Origin of the sequence: Nonomuraea dietziae, from assembly GCF_014195505.1 — a bacterium.
Taxonomy (GTDB): Bacteria; Actinomycetota; Actinomycetes; order Streptosporangiales; family Streptosporangiaceae; genus Nonomuraea; species Nonomuraea roseola.
In genome coordinates this window covers 5,605,348-5,622,453 of the sequence record NZ_JACIBV010000001.1, presented here as the reverse complement: position 1 = coordinate 5,622,453, position 17,106 = coordinate 5,605,348, and the positions used below count along the sequence as shown (strand labels likewise).

General features: G+C 67.8%; 14 protein-coding genes and 1 pseudogene. 7 read left to right on the top strand and 8 right to left on the bottom strand.

The window, feature by feature from the left end:
- Window positions 1–467 precede the first annotated feature (467 nt).
- Window positions 468–1,415: a D-alanine--D-alanine ligase family protein gene (locus FHR33_RS26880; protein WP_183653172.1), complete on the top strand. Its 948-nt coding sequence runs from the start codon at window positions 468–470 to the stop codon at window positions 1,413–1,415.
- A 505-nt stretch (window positions 1,416–1,920) separates the two neighbouring features.
- Window positions 1,921–2,967, top strand: a complete 1,047-nt coding sequence (locus FHR33_RS26875; RefSeq protein ID WP_183653169.1) for a threonine aldolase family protein — start codon at window positions 1,921–1,923, stop codon at window positions 2,965–2,967.
- Window positions 2,968–4,046: 1,079 nt separating this feature from the next.
- Here FHR33_RS26875 and FHR33_RS26870 read toward each other — a convergent pair.
- From FHR33_RS26870 to rpmH, 8 genes are all read right to left on the bottom strand, one after another.
- Window positions 4,047–5,012, bottom strand: coding sequence for a ParB/RepB/Spo0J family partition protein (locus tag FHR33_RS26870; protein ID WP_183653166.1), 966 nt, complete (start codon window positions 5,010–5,012; stop codon window positions 4,047–4,049).
- Window positions 5,013–6,217: 1,205 nt separating this feature from the next.
- Window positions 6,218–7,174, bottom strand: coding sequence for a ParA family protein (locus FHR33_RS26865; RefSeq protein WP_376773298.1), 957 nt, complete (start codon window positions 7,172–7,174; stop codon window positions 6,218–6,220).
- A 146-nt stretch (window positions 7,175–7,320) separates the two neighbouring features.
- Window positions 7,321–7,992, bottom strand: coding sequence for a 16S rRNA (guanine(527)-N(7))-methyltransferase RsmG (gene rsmG / locus FHR33_RS26860; RefSeq protein ID WP_183653163.1), 672 nt, complete (start codon window positions 7,990–7,992; stop codon window positions 7,321–7,323).
- Between the two features lie 172 nt (window positions 7,993–8,164).
- The gene (locus tag FHR33_RS26855; RefSeq protein WP_183660311.1) at window positions 8,165–8,653 is read right to left on the bottom strand and encodes a R3H domain-containing nucleic acid-binding protein; all 489 of its coding nucleotides are present in this window, start codon (window positions 8,651–8,653) and stop codon (window positions 8,165–8,167) included.
- Window positions 8,654–8,697: 44 nt separating this feature from the next.
- Window positions 8,698–9,651 (bottom strand): membrane protein insertase YidC, encoded by a 954-nt coding sequence (gene yidC, locus FHR33_RS26850; RefSeq protein WP_183653160.1) that lies wholly within the window; start codon window positions 9,649–9,651, stop codon window positions 8,698–8,700.
- 4 nt (window positions 9,652–9,655) lie between these two features.
- Window positions 9,656–9,922, bottom strand: a complete 267-nt coding sequence (gene yidD, locus FHR33_RS26845; RefSeq protein WP_183653157.1) for a membrane protein insertion efficiency factor YidD — start codon at window positions 9,920–9,922, stop codon at window positions 9,656–9,658.
- The gene (rnpA, locus tag FHR33_RS26840; RefSeq protein WP_183653154.1) at window positions 9,919–10,263 is read right to left on the bottom strand and encodes a ribonuclease P protein component; all 345 of its coding nucleotides are present in this window, start codon (window positions 10,261–10,263) and stop codon (window positions 9,919–9,921) included. Before rnpA ends, yidD begins: the two co-directional genes overlap by 4 nt.
- 70 nt (window positions 10,264–10,333) lie before the next feature.
- Window positions 10,334–10,471, bottom strand: coding sequence for a 50S ribosomal protein L34 (gene rpmH, locus FHR33_RS26835; protein WP_043614899.1), 138 nt, complete (start codon window positions 10,469–10,471; stop codon window positions 10,334–10,336).
- Window positions 10,472–10,906: 435 nt separating this feature from the next.
- Between rpmH and dnaA the strand changes: the two are divergent.
- The 5 genes and pseudogenes from dnaA to FHR33_RS26810 all read left to right on the top strand — a co-directional run bounded on the left by dnaA (window position 10,907) and on the right by FHR33_RS26810 (window position 16,870).
- A pseudogene (gene dnaA, locus FHR33_RS26830) lies at window positions 10,907–12,425 on the top strand (chromosomal replication initiator protein DnaA).
- Window positions 12,426–12,949: 524 nt separating this feature from the next.
- Window positions 12,950–14,089: a DNA polymerase III subunit beta gene (gene dnaN / locus FHR33_RS26825; RefSeq protein ID WP_183653151.1), complete on the top strand. Its 1,140-nt coding sequence runs from the start codon at window positions 12,950–12,952 to the stop codon at window positions 14,087–14,089.
- 45 nt (window positions 14,090–14,134) lie between these two features.
- A complete protein-coding gene (gnd, locus tag FHR33_RS26820; protein WP_183653148.1) occupies window positions 14,135–15,076 on the top strand; it encodes a phosphogluconate dehydrogenase (NAD(+)-dependent, decarboxylating) in 942 nt (313 codons plus the stop codon).
- 80 nt (window positions 15,077–15,156) lie between these two features.
- Window positions 15,157–16,389 (top strand): DNA replication/repair protein RecF, encoded by a 1,233-nt coding sequence (gene recF / locus FHR33_RS26815; protein ID WP_183653145.1) that lies wholly within the window; start codon window positions 15,157–15,159, stop codon window positions 16,387–16,389.
- Window positions 16,379–16,870, top strand: a complete 492-nt coding sequence (locus FHR33_RS26810) for a DciA family protein (protein WP_312895736.1) — start codon at window positions 16,379–16,381, stop codon at window positions 16,868–16,870. The genes recF and FHR33_RS26810 overlap by 11 nt, the downstream gene beginning before the upstream one ends.
- The last annotated feature ends 236 nt before the right edge of the window (window positions 16,871–17,106 follow it).

The window sequence follows — 17,106 nt, the reverse complement described above, 5'->3', positions numbered from 1 at the left end:
CTCATCGCCCATCTCCATCCCGCGGTTCCTCGCACCTCGACCGCAGCCGTCTCTTCGACCTAGCTTTGCCGCCCCACCCTCCCCATCCCACGTCTCCGCTCCTGTCTCCTGGTTTCCGTCTCTCCGTCCCCTGTCTCTCGCCCCCTGTTCTCCGGCCATGTCCCCTTCTCGTTCTCCGCAGCCGCGTTCTCTGTTCCCGTGGTCTGTCTCCTGTTCCTCCGCGCTCGTCACCCCTCCCCCGGCGGCGGGGTCGGTGGCACCCGGGTTGGGGCGCCGTTGGGGCGGTTGGCCACCGCGCACGGGGAGCGTCCCTTGGACGGTCGGTCAGCGGTGACTAGGGAGGCGCTTGGGTGGCTTGCCGTACAGGAGAAAGATGGAGGGGACGGACCGCCGCGGGGCTCTGGTCAACCGGCTGGACGGGTACGGTGGAACATCGTGCGGCGCCGGCGATCTACGGAGGGTTTTTGATGAGCGACCTGGGACATGTGCTCGTGCTTGCCGGCGGACTGTCCTACGAGCGCGAGGTCTCGCTGCGGTCCGGTCGGCGGGTGAGCGAGGTGCTGCGCGCGGCCGGCATCGACGTCGAGACCAGGGACACCGACGCCTCCCTGGTGCCGGCCGTTCTCGCCGATCCGCCGGACGCGGTGTTCGTGACGCTGCACGGCGGGGCCGGCGAGGACGGCGCGATCCGTTCGGTTCTTGAACTGCTGGGAGTGCCCTACGTCGGTGCGGATCCGGACGCCTGCCGGGTGGCGTTCGACAAGCCGACGGCCAAGGCGGTGGTGAGGTCCGTGGGGCTGCGGACGCCTGAATCGGTGACGCTGCCCAAGGAGACCTTCCACGACCTCGGTGCCTCGGCCGTGCTGTCACGCATCGTCGAGCACCTCGGGCTTCCGTTGTTCGTCAAGCCCGCTCGCGGCGGGTCGGCGCTGGGGGCCTCCATTGTGCGCACCGCGGAGGAACTGCCCGCGGCGATGGTGGGCTGCTTCGCCTACGGTGACACGGCGCTCGTCGAGCGGTACATCGAGGGCGTCGAGGTGGCCATGTCCGTGGTCGACCTGGGCGACGGTCCCGTGGCGCTGCCACCCGTGGAGATCGTCCCGGACGAGGGGGTGTACGACTACGCCGCCCGCTACACCGCGGGGCACACGGAGTTCTTCGCCCCCGCGCGCCTGTCACCTGAGGCTGCTGAGGCTTGCGCGCAGATGGCGGTGACGGCGCACACGGCGCTGGGACTGAGGGACGTCTCACGTACCGACCTCATCGTGGACGCGGCGGGCCAACCGCACTTCCTCGAGGTGAACGTCGCTCCCGGCATGACGGAGACGTCGCTGCTGCCGATGGCTGTGGAGGCGGCAGGCAAGGACCTGGGCGCGCTGTGCCGAGGCCTCCTCGAACGAGCCGCCCACCGCTGACCCCCCTCCTCCGCTGCGGGGTCCAAGCCTCTGGAGACAAACGCTCGACGGCCGGCGGTTCAGAGGCACCGCCTCGTCCATCAGCTCCCCCCTACGGCCGAGCACCCGCCCATGGGATCTCTACCGCAGGCTGTGCACCCCCCATGGGATCTCAACCGGAGGCGGTGGACCCGCTCATCGGGATCTCAACTGGAGGCGGTGCACCCGCTCACTGGACGACGCCACCGGTAATCACCTTCCACTCGCAGGGATCATCGCCAGACGCTGGCCCACCGTGTCATGCGGCCCCTCACTTGAGAGCACAGCGGCTCGCCCTCTCCCAGGGCGGCGTTCCAGCCCTTCCCTCGGGGCCGCCCCCTCCCCAGGAGATCGTCTCGGTCCCCCAAGGAGACCTCTTCAGGCCCCTCCCACGCCTCGGCCCAACGAGCCGCTTCTACCCTCCCCGAGGCACATGGAGCAGACCCCGCCAAGAACGCGGGCGTCGTCGGCTCATTAGCCTGGCGATGTGCTCATCGACTCGCTGTATCCCAAGAGCTTCGCCAGCGACAACCACGCAGGCGTCCATCCGGCGATCCTCTCCGCCATCTCCATCGCCAACGAAGGCGACGCCCCCGCCTACGGTGGCGACTCCTGTACCGCCATCTTCGAGCGACACATCAAGGACGAGTTCGGCGACCACGCGGAAGGGTTCGCGGTGCTCAACGGCGCGGGCGCCAACATGGTGGGCCTGGCCCTCATGCTCGGCCGCTACGACGCCATCATCTGCGCGGACACCGCGCACATCGCCACCCACGAGGCCGGTGCCGCGGAACGCATGCTCGGCGTGAAGCTCATCACCGTCCCGACGAAGGACGGCAAACTCACGCCGCAGGACATCTCCTCTCGCCTGGGAGGCCTCGGCAACCCGCACGAATCGCAGCCGCGTGTGGTGTCCATCTCCCAGGTGACCGAGCTCGGCACCTGCTACTCCCCCAGCGAGATCGCCGCCCTCGCTGAGACGGCACACGAAGCCGGCCTCTACCTCCATGTGGACGGCGCCCGCCTGGCCAACGCGGCCGCCTTCCTCGACTGCTCCCTTCGTGAAATCACGACAGACGTGGGTGTCGACGTGTTCAGCTTCGGAGGGACGAAGAACGGCGCACTGGCCGCGGAGGCGGTGGTGGTGCTGGAGACGTCTCTCGCCCGTGGGGTGCCGTTCCTCCGTCGCCAGTCACTCCAGCTGGCCTCGAAGATGCGCTTCATCTCGACGCAGCTTTCGGCGCTTCTCACGGACGAGCTCTGGCGAACGAACGCGGCCCACGCGAACGCCATGGCGCGACGCCTCGCTGAAGGAGTAGCCGCGCTTCCCGGTGTCGAGATCACCTATCCAGTCGAATCCAACGCCGTCTTCGTCTCCCTGCCGGAGAAGGCGACGGCTTCATTGCAGGAGCGGTACCTGTTCCACGTCTGGGACGAGCGGACCGGCGTCGTCCGCTGGATGACCGCCTTCGACACCAGCCCGGCTCAGGTTGACGACTTCATCGAAGACATCGAGAGACACCTGAACGCCTAGATCCAGGAAGCTGCCAACCCTCCCCTCGCGCATTTCCTAAGCGCCACGCAGCGCAACGGGGAGGGCGACGCAACAAGACGTCACCGCTCGCGGACGAGACGCGCGCCCAACGCCACGCGGAGCGCACAACGCATGACGCCGCTCAGGGAAGCACAACGCACCACATCGCGCGGAGAGCGCGGAGAGCAGAGGACGCGGAAAGCGCGGGGCACGGAAAGCGGAGGACACGGAAAGCGGAGGACGCGCAGGCGCGGAGGGCGCGAGGCGCGGAGGGCGCGAGGCGCGGAGGGCGCGAGGCGCGGCACCACACGGAGAGCGGCACCACGCGGAGAGCGGGAGGCGCGGCACCACACGGAAGGCGCGAGACCTATCGGGACGATCCCGCGCCCAGTGGCCAGAGCGCTGTAGCCGAGCACCTCTTACAGAAACGGAACGGCGACGAACGCGGCAGGCGCCACGCAGAGAGCGTGATCCACCGTGCCACACGGAAAGGCGCGACGCACAGGGATGTCAGCTGCCGCCATGCCGAACTCATGGCTCTCTGTTTCACGTGAAACGGCATGCCTACCAGCCAGGCGCCTCTATCTACGGCGCGGTTTCACGTGAAACGGAAGCCGCAGGCGCTGGGCTACGGGGACCGGACCGCAGGCGGCAGCAACGGGCGGCCGGAGGCGACGCGGCCCCAGCCAGCAGGCGCGGGCGGCGGACAGGAGAAAGGAAGCCTAAGCGAGGAGCAGCGGGCCAGGAGGAGGGAGGGAAGCAGGGACCAGGAGAAGGGGAAGGGGGGCGAGGAGAGCAGGGCGGAACCATACGACTCGATCCGACCGGCGAAGGGGACCTGTCGATCCCGTGAAAGCTGCCCGGTGAGGAATCCGCCTTCGGATCTCGAGTGGTTTCACGTGAAACGCGATGCCCGCACAAGCTTCCCCATGGCGATCGGGCGAAAGGTTAGGGGCGTGGTTTCACGTGAAACAACGCCCCCAACATCAAGCATCCGCGGTCTAGGCTGTGCCGCCTGCCTCAGGACTCCGCTGCCTGAGGGGAAGGCAGGCTCAGCAGGTGGAGCGTGAGGGCGGGCGTTAGGCGACCTCGTCGCCCTCCCGCATGGCGTGTGCCGCTTCCGGGGCCATGGTGCTGATGATGCGTTCCAGGTCGTCGATCGTGGCGAACTCGACGACGATGCGGCCCTTCCTGTGCCCCAAATCCACCTTCACCTTGGTCTCGAAGTGGTCCGAGAGGCGGTCGGCCAGGTGGACGAGGCCCGGCATGGACGGACGTTTCGCCGAGCGCTCCTTGGGCGCCGCTCCCGCTGCCTTGGCGCCGCCTGTTGCCACGATCTCCTCAACCGTCCGCACCGAAAGGCCCTCCGCAACGATGCGCTTGGCGAGGTACTCCTGCGCCCGGGAGTCGTCCAGGGCGAGCAGAGCACGGGCGTGCCCGGCGCTGATGACGCCTGCGGCAACCGTCAGCTGGACATTGGGCGGGAGGTTCAGGAGGCGGAGCGTGTTGGAGATGTGCGGACGCGAACGTCCAACCCGCTGGGCGAGCTGCTCGTGGGTGGCGCCGAAGTCGTCGAGCAGCTGCTGGTAGGCGGCGGCCTCTTCGAGCGGGTTGAGCTGCTCGCGCTGAAGGTTCTCGATCAGGGCGTCGCGGAGGAGATCGTCATCCTGGGTGTTGCGGACGATCGCAGGAACGGGGTCAAGACCGACCAGCTGGCAGGCGCGCCAGCGGCGCTCCCCCATGATGAGCTCGTAGCTCCCGCCACCGATCGAACGCACCACGATCGGCTGGAGCAGACCCACCTCCTTGATGGAGGCAGCCAGTTCCTCGAGACGTTCCTCGTCGAAAAAGTCACGTGGCTGGCGAGGGTTCGGGGTGATGGCCTTGAGGGCGATCTCCCTGAAGTACGCCCCGGCGATCGGTTGCGGGCCGTTGTCCTGTGTCGAGCCGCCAGACGGTGACACCGCCCCAGTGCCGTCAACGATCGGGCCGGTCGGGATGAGCGCCCCGAGTCCCTTTCCCAGTCCCCGCCGCTGCTGACTCACTGCGTCTCCTCATCCACCCGGCCGCTTCCGGTCACATCAGGAGAGGTTACCGTCGCAGGCGCATCCGAGTGCCCGCTCGCCACACGCAGTTCGGTCGGGTTTGCCACATCCCGCCCAAGCCGTACCTGGAGCCTGCGACTTCAACGACGCGCGAGGGAGCGGGCCAGCCTCGGGTGAACGCAGCGCGGATGAACGCAGCGCGGATGAACGCAGCGCGGATGAACGCAGCGCGGATGAACGCAGCGCGGATGAGCACCGCAGGGGTAGCACCGCAAGGGTGAGCGCGACGCCGGTGAGCGCGACGCGAGGCAAGGCAGCGGGCCAGGCGGGTGACCGGGATCGGGCGTCCCGCGAGGGGGTGGCCCCTAGAGCTGACAGAGACAGGGGCGAAGGCAGCTCAAGGCGGGCGGAGGGGCGAGACAAGGAGACGCCAGGGCGAGTGCGCCGCGCGGACGACGCGAGGGCGAGACCCAGGCGAGCGAGATGAGGAGGCTGCTCAGGCGGGTGCGCCCGGGCCGGCGTGATGCGGCGTAGGCGGACGCCGTTGAGGCGCGGGGCAGCTCAAGCAGGGTGGCCGGGCGCGGGGCAGCTCAAGCAGGGTGGCCGGGCGCGGGGCAGCTCAAGCAGGGTGGCCGGGCGCGGGGCAGCTTACGCGGGAGGTAGCTCAAGCGGGAGAGGTGGCCAGACGCGGAGTAGCTCAAGCGGGAGTGGCTCAGGCGCGGGATGACTCAGGCGCGGGGCAGCCCAGGCGAACGTGCGTTGGCAGGCAAGGCAGCGGCTTGGGTAAGGCGGGCGCCCCTCAGTCGCGGCAGCTCACGCGAGAGGTGACTCAGGCGAGAGGTGACTCAGGCGAGAGGTGGCTCGAGCGGGTGATGGCTCGGGCGAGTGCGCGCGGGCCGGTCAGGGTGCGGCTTAGGCGGGACGGACAGGCGCGGGGCGGCTTCAGGCGGGAGGTAGCTCAGGAACAGGGGCTCAAGCGGGCACGGGTCAGGTGCGGGGTGGCTCAGGTGGGGGTGGCGGCTCGGGCAGGTGGTGGCGGCTGCGGATGAGCGCCGAGGCCGGGCGGGTCGGAGGGCTAAGGACGAGTGTCGAGGCCGGGCGGGTCGGAGGGCTAAGGATGAGTGTCGAGGCTTGGGTGGGTGACGGGCGAGGGGGGCGGGAAGGGGAGAGTCTTGATCGTGAAGACTCCCCCGCTCTCAAGCCGCTCAGACCGTCACCGCCCGGTAGGCGATCTCCCTGGCCGCATCCATGTAAGCCATCGCCCCACTGGACCCCGGGTCATACGTCATGACCGACTGCCCATAGCTGGGCGCCTCCGACAGTCGCACGCTCCTCGGGATGACCGTGTTCAGCACCGTGTCCCCGAAGTGCGCCCGCACCTCGTCCGCCACCTGCGACGCCAACCTCGTCCGCCCGTCGTACATCGTCAGCACGATCGTCGACAGGTTCAACGTCGGGTTCAGGTGTGCCTTGATCAGATCGACGTTGCGCAGCAGCTGCCCCAACCCCTCCAGCGCGTAGTACTCACACTGAATCGGGATCAGCACCTCGTCAGCCGCGACCAGAGCGTTGACGGTCAGCAGCCCCAGCGACGGCGGGCAGTCGATGATGATGTAGTCGAGCTCGGCCTCGTACGCCGACAGCGCGCGACGAAGCCGCGCCTCGCGGGCCACCAGCGAGACCAGCTCGATCTCCGCGCCGGCCAGGTCGATGGTCGCGGGGGCGCAGAAGAGGCCCGGCATGTCCGGAACCGCCTTGACGATGTCGGCCATGGGAAGGTCGTCGACGAGCACCTGGTACACGTCGGGGACATCGCCACGGTGCTCCGTGGCCAGGGCCGTCGAGGCGTTTCCCTGGGGGTCCAGGTCGACGACGAGCACGCGCTCGCCGTTCATCGACAGGGCGGCCGCGAGGTTCACAGAGGTCGTCGTCTTGCCGACGCCGCCCTTCTGGTTGGCGACGGCGATGACGCGGCACTTGGAGGGACGCGGCCAGGAGCCGTCGGCCGGCGCGGCGGTACCTGACGAGGGGGCTTCCGACGGGGAGATGTCCTGCGTGGGGGCGTCCGCCGTCTGGGTCGCAGATGTTTCACGTGAAACCACGGAGCTGAGTGCCTCTCGTACCAGCGGCGAATCGCCGGGGTTAAGGGGGGTCTGGGTCACGATGGCCATCCTTTCAACCAGCGGCCGGGTGCTGCCCGCAATGCTGTGCCGCGACACGTCCATTTCCGGCCAGCCGAGACCTGACGGGCTCTCGGGGCGGGCTTTACCCGGCCACCCGAGTCCGCTTGACGTGTCCGGCACAACTGTCACCTCTTTCGCCGGCGCCGTCCTGACGCCGGCGCGCGACCCGCGACTACTCGGACCAAAGTTGCAGGCGGCTCGACCTTACCGTGCCCGACCGAGATCAGCTCGGCCGTCCGCACCCCGCTGGCCCGCAATTGCGCGTCGGCGTCGGCGAGTTCCTCCGCGGCCCGCTCCCCCTTCATGGCGATGAGCTCGCCGCCTTCGCGCAGGAGCGGAAGGGACCACTTCAGGAGACGGTCGAGCGGAGCGACGGCTCGGGCGCTGGCGACGTCGAACTCGCGTTTGCCCGCCAACTCCTCGGCCCTGCCACGCAGCACCTCGACGTTGTCGAGCTTGAGCGCGGCGACGCACTCTTCGAGAAACACGGTACGGCGAAGCAGCGGCTCCAGCAGCGTGACCGTGAGGTCCTGCCGTACGATCGCCAGGACCAGCCCGGGCAGACCCGCACCGGAGCCGATGTCGACCAGGCGGACGCTCTCGGGAATGGCCTCGGCGACCACGGCGCAGTTGAGCAGGTGGCGGTCCCAGATCCTGGGCACCTCACGCGGACCGAGCAACCCGCGGACCACCCCGGGACCGGCCAGCAACCGTGCGAACTCCTGCGCCCTGTCCCACGCGTCGCCGGTGAACACCTCGCGCGCTATCTGCGGTGGAGCCGTCAGCTCGTCGCTCACTGATCCGGTGGCCTTTCCTGAATGTGCGGTCGGGGGTGGGTGCCTACAGGAACGAAGACTAGCCGTCCGCGCATCCACGCCGACCGAGGAGCGGATGGATGCCAGCAGAAAGGCCGCCAGCCCCGAAGGGGCCGACGGCCTGGCGCGTGCCTGCCGTACCCGATGGACGGGATCAGACGGGCAGGACGACCACGAAACGGTGGGGCTCCTCGCCCTCCGACTCGCTGCGCAGCCCCGCGGCGGCGACAGCGTCGTGCACGATCTTGCGCTCGAACGGAGTCATCGGGTGCAGCGACTTGGGCTCGCCGTTGCGCCTGACGGTCTCGGCGACCTCGGTGCCCAGCTTGCTCAGCTCGGCCCTGCGCTTCTCGCGGTAGCCGGCGACGTCGAGCATGAGCCTGGAGCGCTCCCCCGTCTGCCTGTGGACGGCGAGCCGGGTCAGCTCCTGGAGCGCCTCGAGGATCTCGCCACTCTGGCCGACCAGGTCGGTGCCCTTGACGCCGACGACGGAGACCAGCGCGCGGTCCCCTTCGACATCCATGTCGATGTCGCCGTCGATGTCGGCGATGTCGAGCAGACCCTCCACGTAGTCCGCCGCGATCTCACCTTCTTGCTCAAGCGCCGCAAGATCCGGAGCCTTCTCCTGCTCGGCCTCGGTCACGTCGGGCCTCTCTTTCGTGCTGTGGATCGACGTCGTGATGTGGGTCAAGACTTCTTGCTGCCCGTGCGCTTGCTGCGGGGCTGCTTGCTGGGCTGCTGCCGGATGATCTTCGGTTCCGGCTTCTCCGGCGGCGCCTCCTCGGCGGCCGGCGCGCTCTTCCTCACCTTGGACAGCAGGCCGCTCTTGGGCGCGACGGGGATCACGTTGCCCTTGGCGTCGAACTCGGGCGCAGGGTTGCGGGAGTAGAACCAGTGCTGCTGGCCGAGCGTCCACACGTTGGTGGTGACCCAGTAGAAGATCAGACCGAGCGGGAAGTTGAGGCTGAAGAAGGCGAACAGCGGGGAGATGTACATCAGGATCTTCTGCTGCGACGCCATGGGGTTGTCGGGCATCTGCTGCATGGAGCGGGTGACGCTCTGCCTGACGGTGAGGAACGTCGTCAGCGAGCTGATCGCCACGAAGATTCCCAGTACGATCTTGGTCTGGACGGCGTCGGCGCCGAAGGTCGCAAGCTGCTCGCTGCCCATGAAGAAGTTGGCGGGCAGCGGCGCGCCGAAGATGTGGGCGGCTCGCGCGCTGTCGACGAACTGCTGCGTCATCCCGAACTTGAGTTCGCCGTGCGCCATCGCGTTCAGCACGGTGAACATCGAGATGAAGATGGGGAACTGCGCGAGGACCGGCAGGCAGCCGCCCAGGGGGTTGGCGCCCTGGCCACGATAGAGGTTCATGACCTCTTCGTTCATGCGCTGCTTGTCTTTCGCGTAGCGCTTGCGGATCTCCTGCACCTTCGGCGCGAGTTCCTGCATCTTCTTCGACGAGCTCATCTGCTTGAGGAAGAGCGGGAAGATCAGCAGCCGCATGGCGACGGTGATCGTGATAAGGGTCAGCGCCCACGTGAGCCCGCTATCGGGATCGAGGAAGGTGCTGTAGCCCTGGTGAATCCAGGTGAGGACTTGGGCGATGGCCGTGTAGAGCCAGTTAAGCCAGGACAGCTCCACCGAGCTAGCTCCCTTGCGTTTCGTGGGACCGAACCGGGCGTGGGGGCACCGGGTCAAAACCTCCGGGATGGAATGGGTGGCAACGCCCGATACGCCGGACAGTCAGCCATATGCCGCGCAAAGCACCATGTACGGCAATCGCCTCAAGCCCATAAGCACTGCATGAGGGGTAAAAACGGCAGCGTGGACCCAACATCGGGCTGATGAACGCCCGATAGAACCTGATCGGGGCCATGAGCGCCCGAGCAGTCAGGCCGGTCTGCTCCGTCATCGTTGTTCTCGCCTTGACAAACGATCCAGCGCGGCATCGAGTTCAGCGGCAAGGCGCTCGTGTCGCGCGGACGCGGCAGGTGGATTAGCGCGTACCACAAGCAGGCTACCTCGCGGCAGCCTTGCTAGACGGTCCCGCATCAGGTGTCGAAGCCGGCGCTTGACCTTGTTGCGCACGACTGCGCCGCCCACGGCCTTGCTCACCACGAAACCGACCAGTGGCGGTCCGTCCCCCGCGACTTTCAAATGCAGGACGAGGGTGGGGCGACCGGCGCGCGCTCCGCGCTTGACCGCGACGGAGAAATCCTCACCCCGCCGCATGCGGGACTCTTGTGACAACACGTCAGATCAGACGCCTATCGCCCGCCGACGAGAAGCGCCGGCGGGCGATCAAGCTGGGACAGGGCGACCGTCAGGCCGACAGCTTCTCGCGGCCCTTGCGGCGACGAGCGGCGAGGATCGCGCGGCCGGCCCGGGTGCGCATACGCAGCCGGAAGCCGTGGGTCTTCGCGCGGCGACGGTTGTTCGGCTGGAAAGTACGCTTGCTCACGAGTGGGCTCCAGGCTTGAAAGTGCACCCCCGCCTTCGAGCGGGAGCGCGTGACACACATGGCTGGCCTGCCGAAGTCGAGAGGGCATGCAAAAGAGCCGTCACGCGACAAGCCGACCGTCGTACGTTACGGGCCAGGCATGCTCCAGGTCAAACCAGCGGAGTTTTCCACGTTTCCACAGGCAACTTTTCCACCGGGGTTCGCGCGTCCACAGTCTGTGCACTCAGGTGCCACTAGTCTGTGGACAACGACTTGAACACAGGTGTGCACAACTCCCCGACCCCAGCCGTAACGGAGGGATCACTCTGTGCACAACTTGTGGATCTCCTGTGGAACACCTGGGGAGATCGCACATCGGACCGCCTGTGGATATTCGAGCAGTCAGCGATCATGGCTGCTGCTCTGTGTGGATAACAATGGAGGGGAAGCCACACCATGAACGGGGACGACCTCGGCACGGTATGGGCGCGCGCGCTGGCCAACTTCCTCAACGACAACCTGCCGATCCAGCAGCGCACCTGGCTGGCGATGGTCAGGCCGATCGCCATGGCGGGCGACACGATCGTGCTGGGCGTCCCCAACGAGTTCCTCAAGGACCTCATCGAGGGCAAGCTGCGCTCCCATGTGGGCCACGCGCTCTCCCAGGAGCTCGGAAGGCCCGTACGGCTGGCCGTGATGATCGACACCACCACGCCGGACCAGCCGATGGTGGAGTCTCATCCCCAGCCTGTGAATCAGGGTTTTCCCCAGGCGCCTGAGCCTGTGCAGAGTTATGCACAGCCCAGCTACCAGGCCCCGGAGGCCGCCCCCTTCTACGCTCCGCCGCCCGAGCCGCCTCAGGTATCCACCGAATATCCACAGGCGCAGCCCGAGCCTCCACAGAACCGCTGGGAAGCCAAGAGCACCAAGCCGAGCGAGCCGGCGAGGCTGAACCAGAAATACACATTCGAGACATTCGTCATCGGAGCCAGCAACCGCTTCGCCCACGCGGCGGCCGTCGCGGTGGCCGAGGCGCCGGCCAAGGCGTACAACCCGCTGTTCATCTACGGCGACTCGGGCCTGGGGAAAACGCACTTGCTGCACGCGATCGGGCATTACGCCCAGTCGCTCTACGACGGCGCGAGGGTGAGGTACGTGAGCTCGGAGGAGTTCACCAACGACTTCATCAACAGCATCCGCGACCACAAGGCCGACGGTTTCCGCAGCCGCTATCGCGCGATCGACATCCTGCTTGTGGACGACATCCAGTTCCTTGAGGGCAAGGAGCAGACGCAGGAGGAGTTCTTCCACACCTTCAACACCCTCCACAACGCCAACAAGCAGATCGTCATCTCCAGCGACCGGGCGCCCAAGCAGCTGATCACCCTGGAGGACCGGCTGCGCAACCGGTTCGAGTGGGGGTTGATCACCGACGTCCAGCCGCCCGAGCTCGAGACCCGCATCGCGATCCTCAGGAAGAAGGCGATCCAGGAGGGGCCTGGCCGCGCCGCCCGAGGTGCTGGAGTACATCGCCAGCCGGATCTCGACGAACATCCGCGAGCTCGAGGGCGCGCTGATCAGGGTCACCGCCTTCGCCAGCCTCAACAGGCAGGGTGTGGATCTGCAGTTGGCCGAGGTGGTGCTGAAGGACCTCATCACCACCGACGCCAGCTCCGAGATCACGATCGCCACGATCATGGCCAAGACCGCCGAGTACTTCGGCATCTCCATCGACGACCTGTGCGGCAGCTCGCGCAGCAGGGCGCTGGTCAACGCTCGCCAGATCGCGATGTACCTGGCCAGAGAGCTGACCGACCTCTCACTTCCCAAGATCGGGCAGCAGTTCGGCGGACGTGACCACACCACCGTGATGCACGCCGAGCGCAAGATTCGCTCGCTCATCGCCGAACGCCGCTCCATGTACAACCAGGTCAACGAGCTGACGATGCGCATCAAGCAGACATCGAAGGCCTGACTGTACACAGCCTGTGGATAACTCTGTGGACCAGCTCAGACGGCCTCTTCCGGCCTCGACGAAGATCAAAAAGCGCCGACGACGCCCACAGAGCCTGGGGATAAGGGTGGGGACATCTTGAGGACAACCTGGGGACAACTCGTGGACAACTTGTGGATGCCCTGTGAACAGCTGAAACGGGAGCCCCAGGTGACCCTCTTTTCCCCGTGGATAACCTGTTGAAACCCAGTGGATAACCGGTGGACGAAGACCCCCCGATCTGGGGACGGCCTGTGGGTGACGCGGCGTCATCCCCAGGCGGCGAAGTTCTCCCCAGGCTTCGCCCACACCGGCAGTGGATGAATTCGTCCGGGCTGAGCTGCGGAAACGTCGGCTGTCCACAACATCCACAGCCCCTATGAAGATGACTTCCTCTATCTCTAACTAAGAAACTCAAAGACCCATAGAGGGGTTCTCCCGGAGCTCAGGTGCGGGAGAGTGAACACTGAACAAGCAGCGACGACCAAAGCAGGAGGCTGATCCCCGTGATGTTCCGGATCGAGCGCGACGTGCTCGCTGAGGCGGTCGCATGGACGGCTCGCAGCCTCCCTGCGCGCCCGTCCGTGCCCGTCCTGGCCGGCATGCGCATGGAAGTCACCGACGCGGGCCAGTTGAAGCTCTCGGGCTTCGACTACGAGGTCTCCGCCGAGGTGACCCTCGAACCGCAGACCGGTGAGCCGGGTGTGGTGCTGGTCTCGGGCAAGCTGCTCGCCGAGATCACGCGCGCGCTTCCCGCACAGCCTGTGGATTTCGTGGTGGACGGCGCCAAGGCGGTCGTCACCTGCGGCAGTGCGCGGTTCACACTGCTGACCATGCCTGTGGAGGACTACCCGTCGCTCCCCGCGATGCCACCCGCCGCGGGCAAGGTGGGCAGCGACGTGTTCGCCTCGGCCGTCGGCCAGGTCGCCGTCGCCGCGGGCAGGGACGACACGCTGCCGATGCTCACCGGTGTGCGCATGGAGATCGAGGGCGACACCGTCACGCTCGCGGCCACCGACAGGTACCGCCTGGCCGTACGGGAGCTGAAGTGGCAGCCCGGCCAGCCTGACTTCTCGGCGATCGCGATGATCCCCGGCAAGACGCTCGCCGACACCGCCAAGGCGCTCGGATCCACAGGCGCCGAGGTCGAGATCGCGCTCAGCTCGGCCGGCGGAACGGGCGAGGGCATGATCGGCTTCTCCAGCGCGGGGCGCCGCACCACCACGCGCCTGCTCGACCCCGAGTTCCCCAAGTACCGCTCGCTGCTGCCGACGGAGTTCTCGGCCAAGGCCGACCTGTCCACAGGCCCGTTCGTCGAGGCCGTGAAGCGTGTGGCGCTGGTCGCCGAGCGCAACACCCCCGTACGGCTGGCCTTCCGCGGCGGCGAGGTCGTCCTCGAGGCGGGCAGCGGCGACGAGGCGCAGGCCGTCGAGGTGCTGCCTGTGGATTACGAGGGCGAGGAGATGAACATCGCCTTCAACCACCAGTTCCTTCTCGAGGGTCTGGGCGCGATCGACTCCGATGTCGCCAGGCTGCAGATGACCACCTCGACGAAGCCCGCTATCCTCACTGGCGGCAAGCCTGTGGACGACGGTGGGGCTCCCGACTACCGTTACCTGATCATGCCCATCCGCTTGTCCAGCTGACACAGCCATCGGCGATGATGGAAGCCTGACAAGGGGGTTATCAACATGCAGATCGGCATGGTCGGGCTCGGCAAGATGGGCGGCAACATGGCCGAGCGGTTGCGCCGCGGCGGTCACGAGGTGGTCGGATACGACCGCGACCCGGCGGTCAGCGACGTCTCCAGCCTCAGAGAGCTCGTCGACCGGCTCCAGGCACCGCGCGCGGTGTGGGTCATGGTTCCCGCCGGCGAGCCCACCCAGCTGACGGTCAACGAGCTCGGCGAGCTCCTCGACGAGGGCGATCTCGTGATCGACGGCGGCAACTCACACTATGTGGACGACCAGCGCCACGCCGAGGAGCTCAAGGCGCACGGCATCGGCTTCGTCGACTGCGGCGTCAGCGGCGGCGTCTGGGGCCTGCAGAACGGCTACGCGCTCATGTGCGGCGGCGACAAGGCCAGCGTCGAGCGGCTGATGCCGGTGTTCGAGACGCTCAAGCCCGAGGGCGAGGACGGCTTCGTCCACGCGGGCGACGTCGGCGCGGGCCACTTCGCGAAGATGGTCCACAACGGCATCGAGTACGGCATGATGCAGGCCTACGCCGAGGGCTGGGAGCTGCTCGAGGCCTCCGACATCGTCAAGGACGTCCGCGGCTCGTTCTCGAGCTGGCGCACCGGCACGGTGATCAGGTCATGGCTGCTCGACCTGCTGGTCAGGGCGCTCGACGACGACGAGCACCTCGACGAGCTCAAGGGTTATGCACAGGACTCGGGCGAGGGCAGGTGGACCGTGCAGGCGGCTGTGGACCACGCGGTCCCGTTGCCGGTGATCACCGCCGCGCTCTACGCCAGGTTCGCCTCGCGCCAGGACGACTCGCCCGCGATGAAGATGGTCGCGGCGCTGCGCAACCAGTTCGGCGGCCACGCGGTCACCTCCGCGGCGGGCTCCACCGAGAAGGGCGCGGACTCCCCAGGGGCCGACGTGACCCCGCCGCGAGAGGCACAGTGATCCCGCGGGCCATACTCGTTTTCCACAGGGGTGCCCGGCGTTGACCCCAGTGGTCGGTGTGGCCCACTAACCTTCGTGGGGTGCATGTCGCCCATCTCTCGCTGACCGACTTCAGGTCCTACGCCGCCGTGGAGCTAGGCCTCGAGCCTGGCGTCACGGCGTTCGTCGGGCCCAACGGGCAGGGCAAGACCAACCTGGTCGAGGCCATGGGGTACGTGGCGACGCACTCCAGCCACAGGGTCGCCAACGACGCCCCTCTCGTACGGCAGGGCGCCGCCCGCGCGATCGTGCGCTGCGCCGTCCACAGGGACGACAGGCGCGCGCTGATCGAGCTGGAGATCAACCCGGGCAGGGCCAACAGGGCGCGGCTCAATCGCTCTCCCGTCTCCCGCCCCCGCGACGTGATCGGCCTGCTGCGCACGGTCCTGTTCGCGCCCGAGGACCTCGCGCTGGTGAAGGGCGACCCCGCCGAGCGCCGCCGCTTCCTCGACGACCTCCTGGTGGCCCGTGCGCCGCGCTTCGCGGCCGTCAGGGCCGACTACGACCGCGTGCTGAAGCAGCGGGGCGCGCTGCTGCGTACGGCCGCCCAGGCTCGTCGTGGGCGCGGCGGATCACGCAGGGCCGAGAGTGAGTCCGCCTTCGCCGCGGCGGGCGCGGGAGACGTGCTGAGCACGCTGGAGGTGTGGGACGCCCACCTCGCCAGGCACGGCGCGGAGCTCCTCAGAGCCAGGCTCGATCTGATCGAGTCGCTGCGCCCGCTGGTCGCCTCGGCCTATGCTTCGCTGGCGCCCACGAGCGCCCCCGCCGAGCTGTCCTATCGCAGCACGTTGTCCACAGGTGGGGACGACGCGGAGGACGAACAGGCCGGTGGGAGCGGATCTTCTGATGCACAGACGTTATCCACAGACCTGGGGATAACCCTTGAGTCGAGGTTGAGGGAGCGGCTGCTCGAGGTCCGCCAGGCGGAGCTGGAGCGGGGCGTCACGCTGGTCGGTCCACACCGCGACGACCTGATCCTGGGCCTCGGCGATCTGCCCGCGCGGGGCTACGCCAGCCATGGCGAGTCGTGGTCGTTCGCGCTGTCACTGAAGCTGGCCGCCTACGATCTGCTGCGCGCCGACGGCGGCGATCCCGTGCTCATCCTCGACGACGTCTTCGCCGAACTCGACAGCCAGCGCAGGCGTCGCCTGGCCGAGATCGTCGCTCCCGCGGAGCAGGTGCTGATCACCGCCGCGGTCGCCGACGACGTGCCCACGGAGCTGATCGGCTCCCGTTTCGATGTCGCAGGGGGGAGTGTGACCCGTGTCCGCTGAGGAGAACCCGACCGCCCGGGGGGCGGCGCTGGCCAGGGAGAAGCTCGCCCAGGCCAAGGCCGACGCCGCCAAGCGCGGGCAACTCCCCCGCCGCGAGCCGCGCAGGAAGGCCCAGAGGGACGCCGGCGACCCGCAGCTGTTCGGCAAGGCGATCATGGATCTGCTCGCCACCCGCGGCTGGGAGCGCTCGGCCGCGGTCGGCGGTGTCTTCGGCAGGTGGCCCGAGATCGTGGGCCCTGACCTGGCCGCCCACACCAAACCTGAGGCCTTCGAGGACGGCGAGGTGGTCATCGCGGCCGACTCCACGGCGTGGGCGACCCAGGTGCGGCTGCTGGCCCGCACGCTCATCCGCAGGCTCAACGAGGAGCTGGGCGAGGGCACGGTCAAAAAGGTCAAGGTCAGAGGACCACAAAACGCCCCTCGACCGATGGGTGGCCTACGTGTCACGGGCAGCCGCGGACCGGGCGACACCTACGGGTAAATCCCACACCGGGCGATCAGATTGCCCCAGAGCCGCTGAGCACCTCTCCCAGAGGGGGGATGCTCGACCGGGGGGAGAACGAGCTACAGGGCATCACAGGCGCGTTCAATGCCACTAACAGCCCTCAGAGCCGGTAGAATGAAAGCGGATTCCGGACACGTCCGCTTGCGTGTCACCCGCGGCATGCGAGCCGACTCCCCTGGGTGACCGCGCATCGGGGCACTCACGACGGTGAC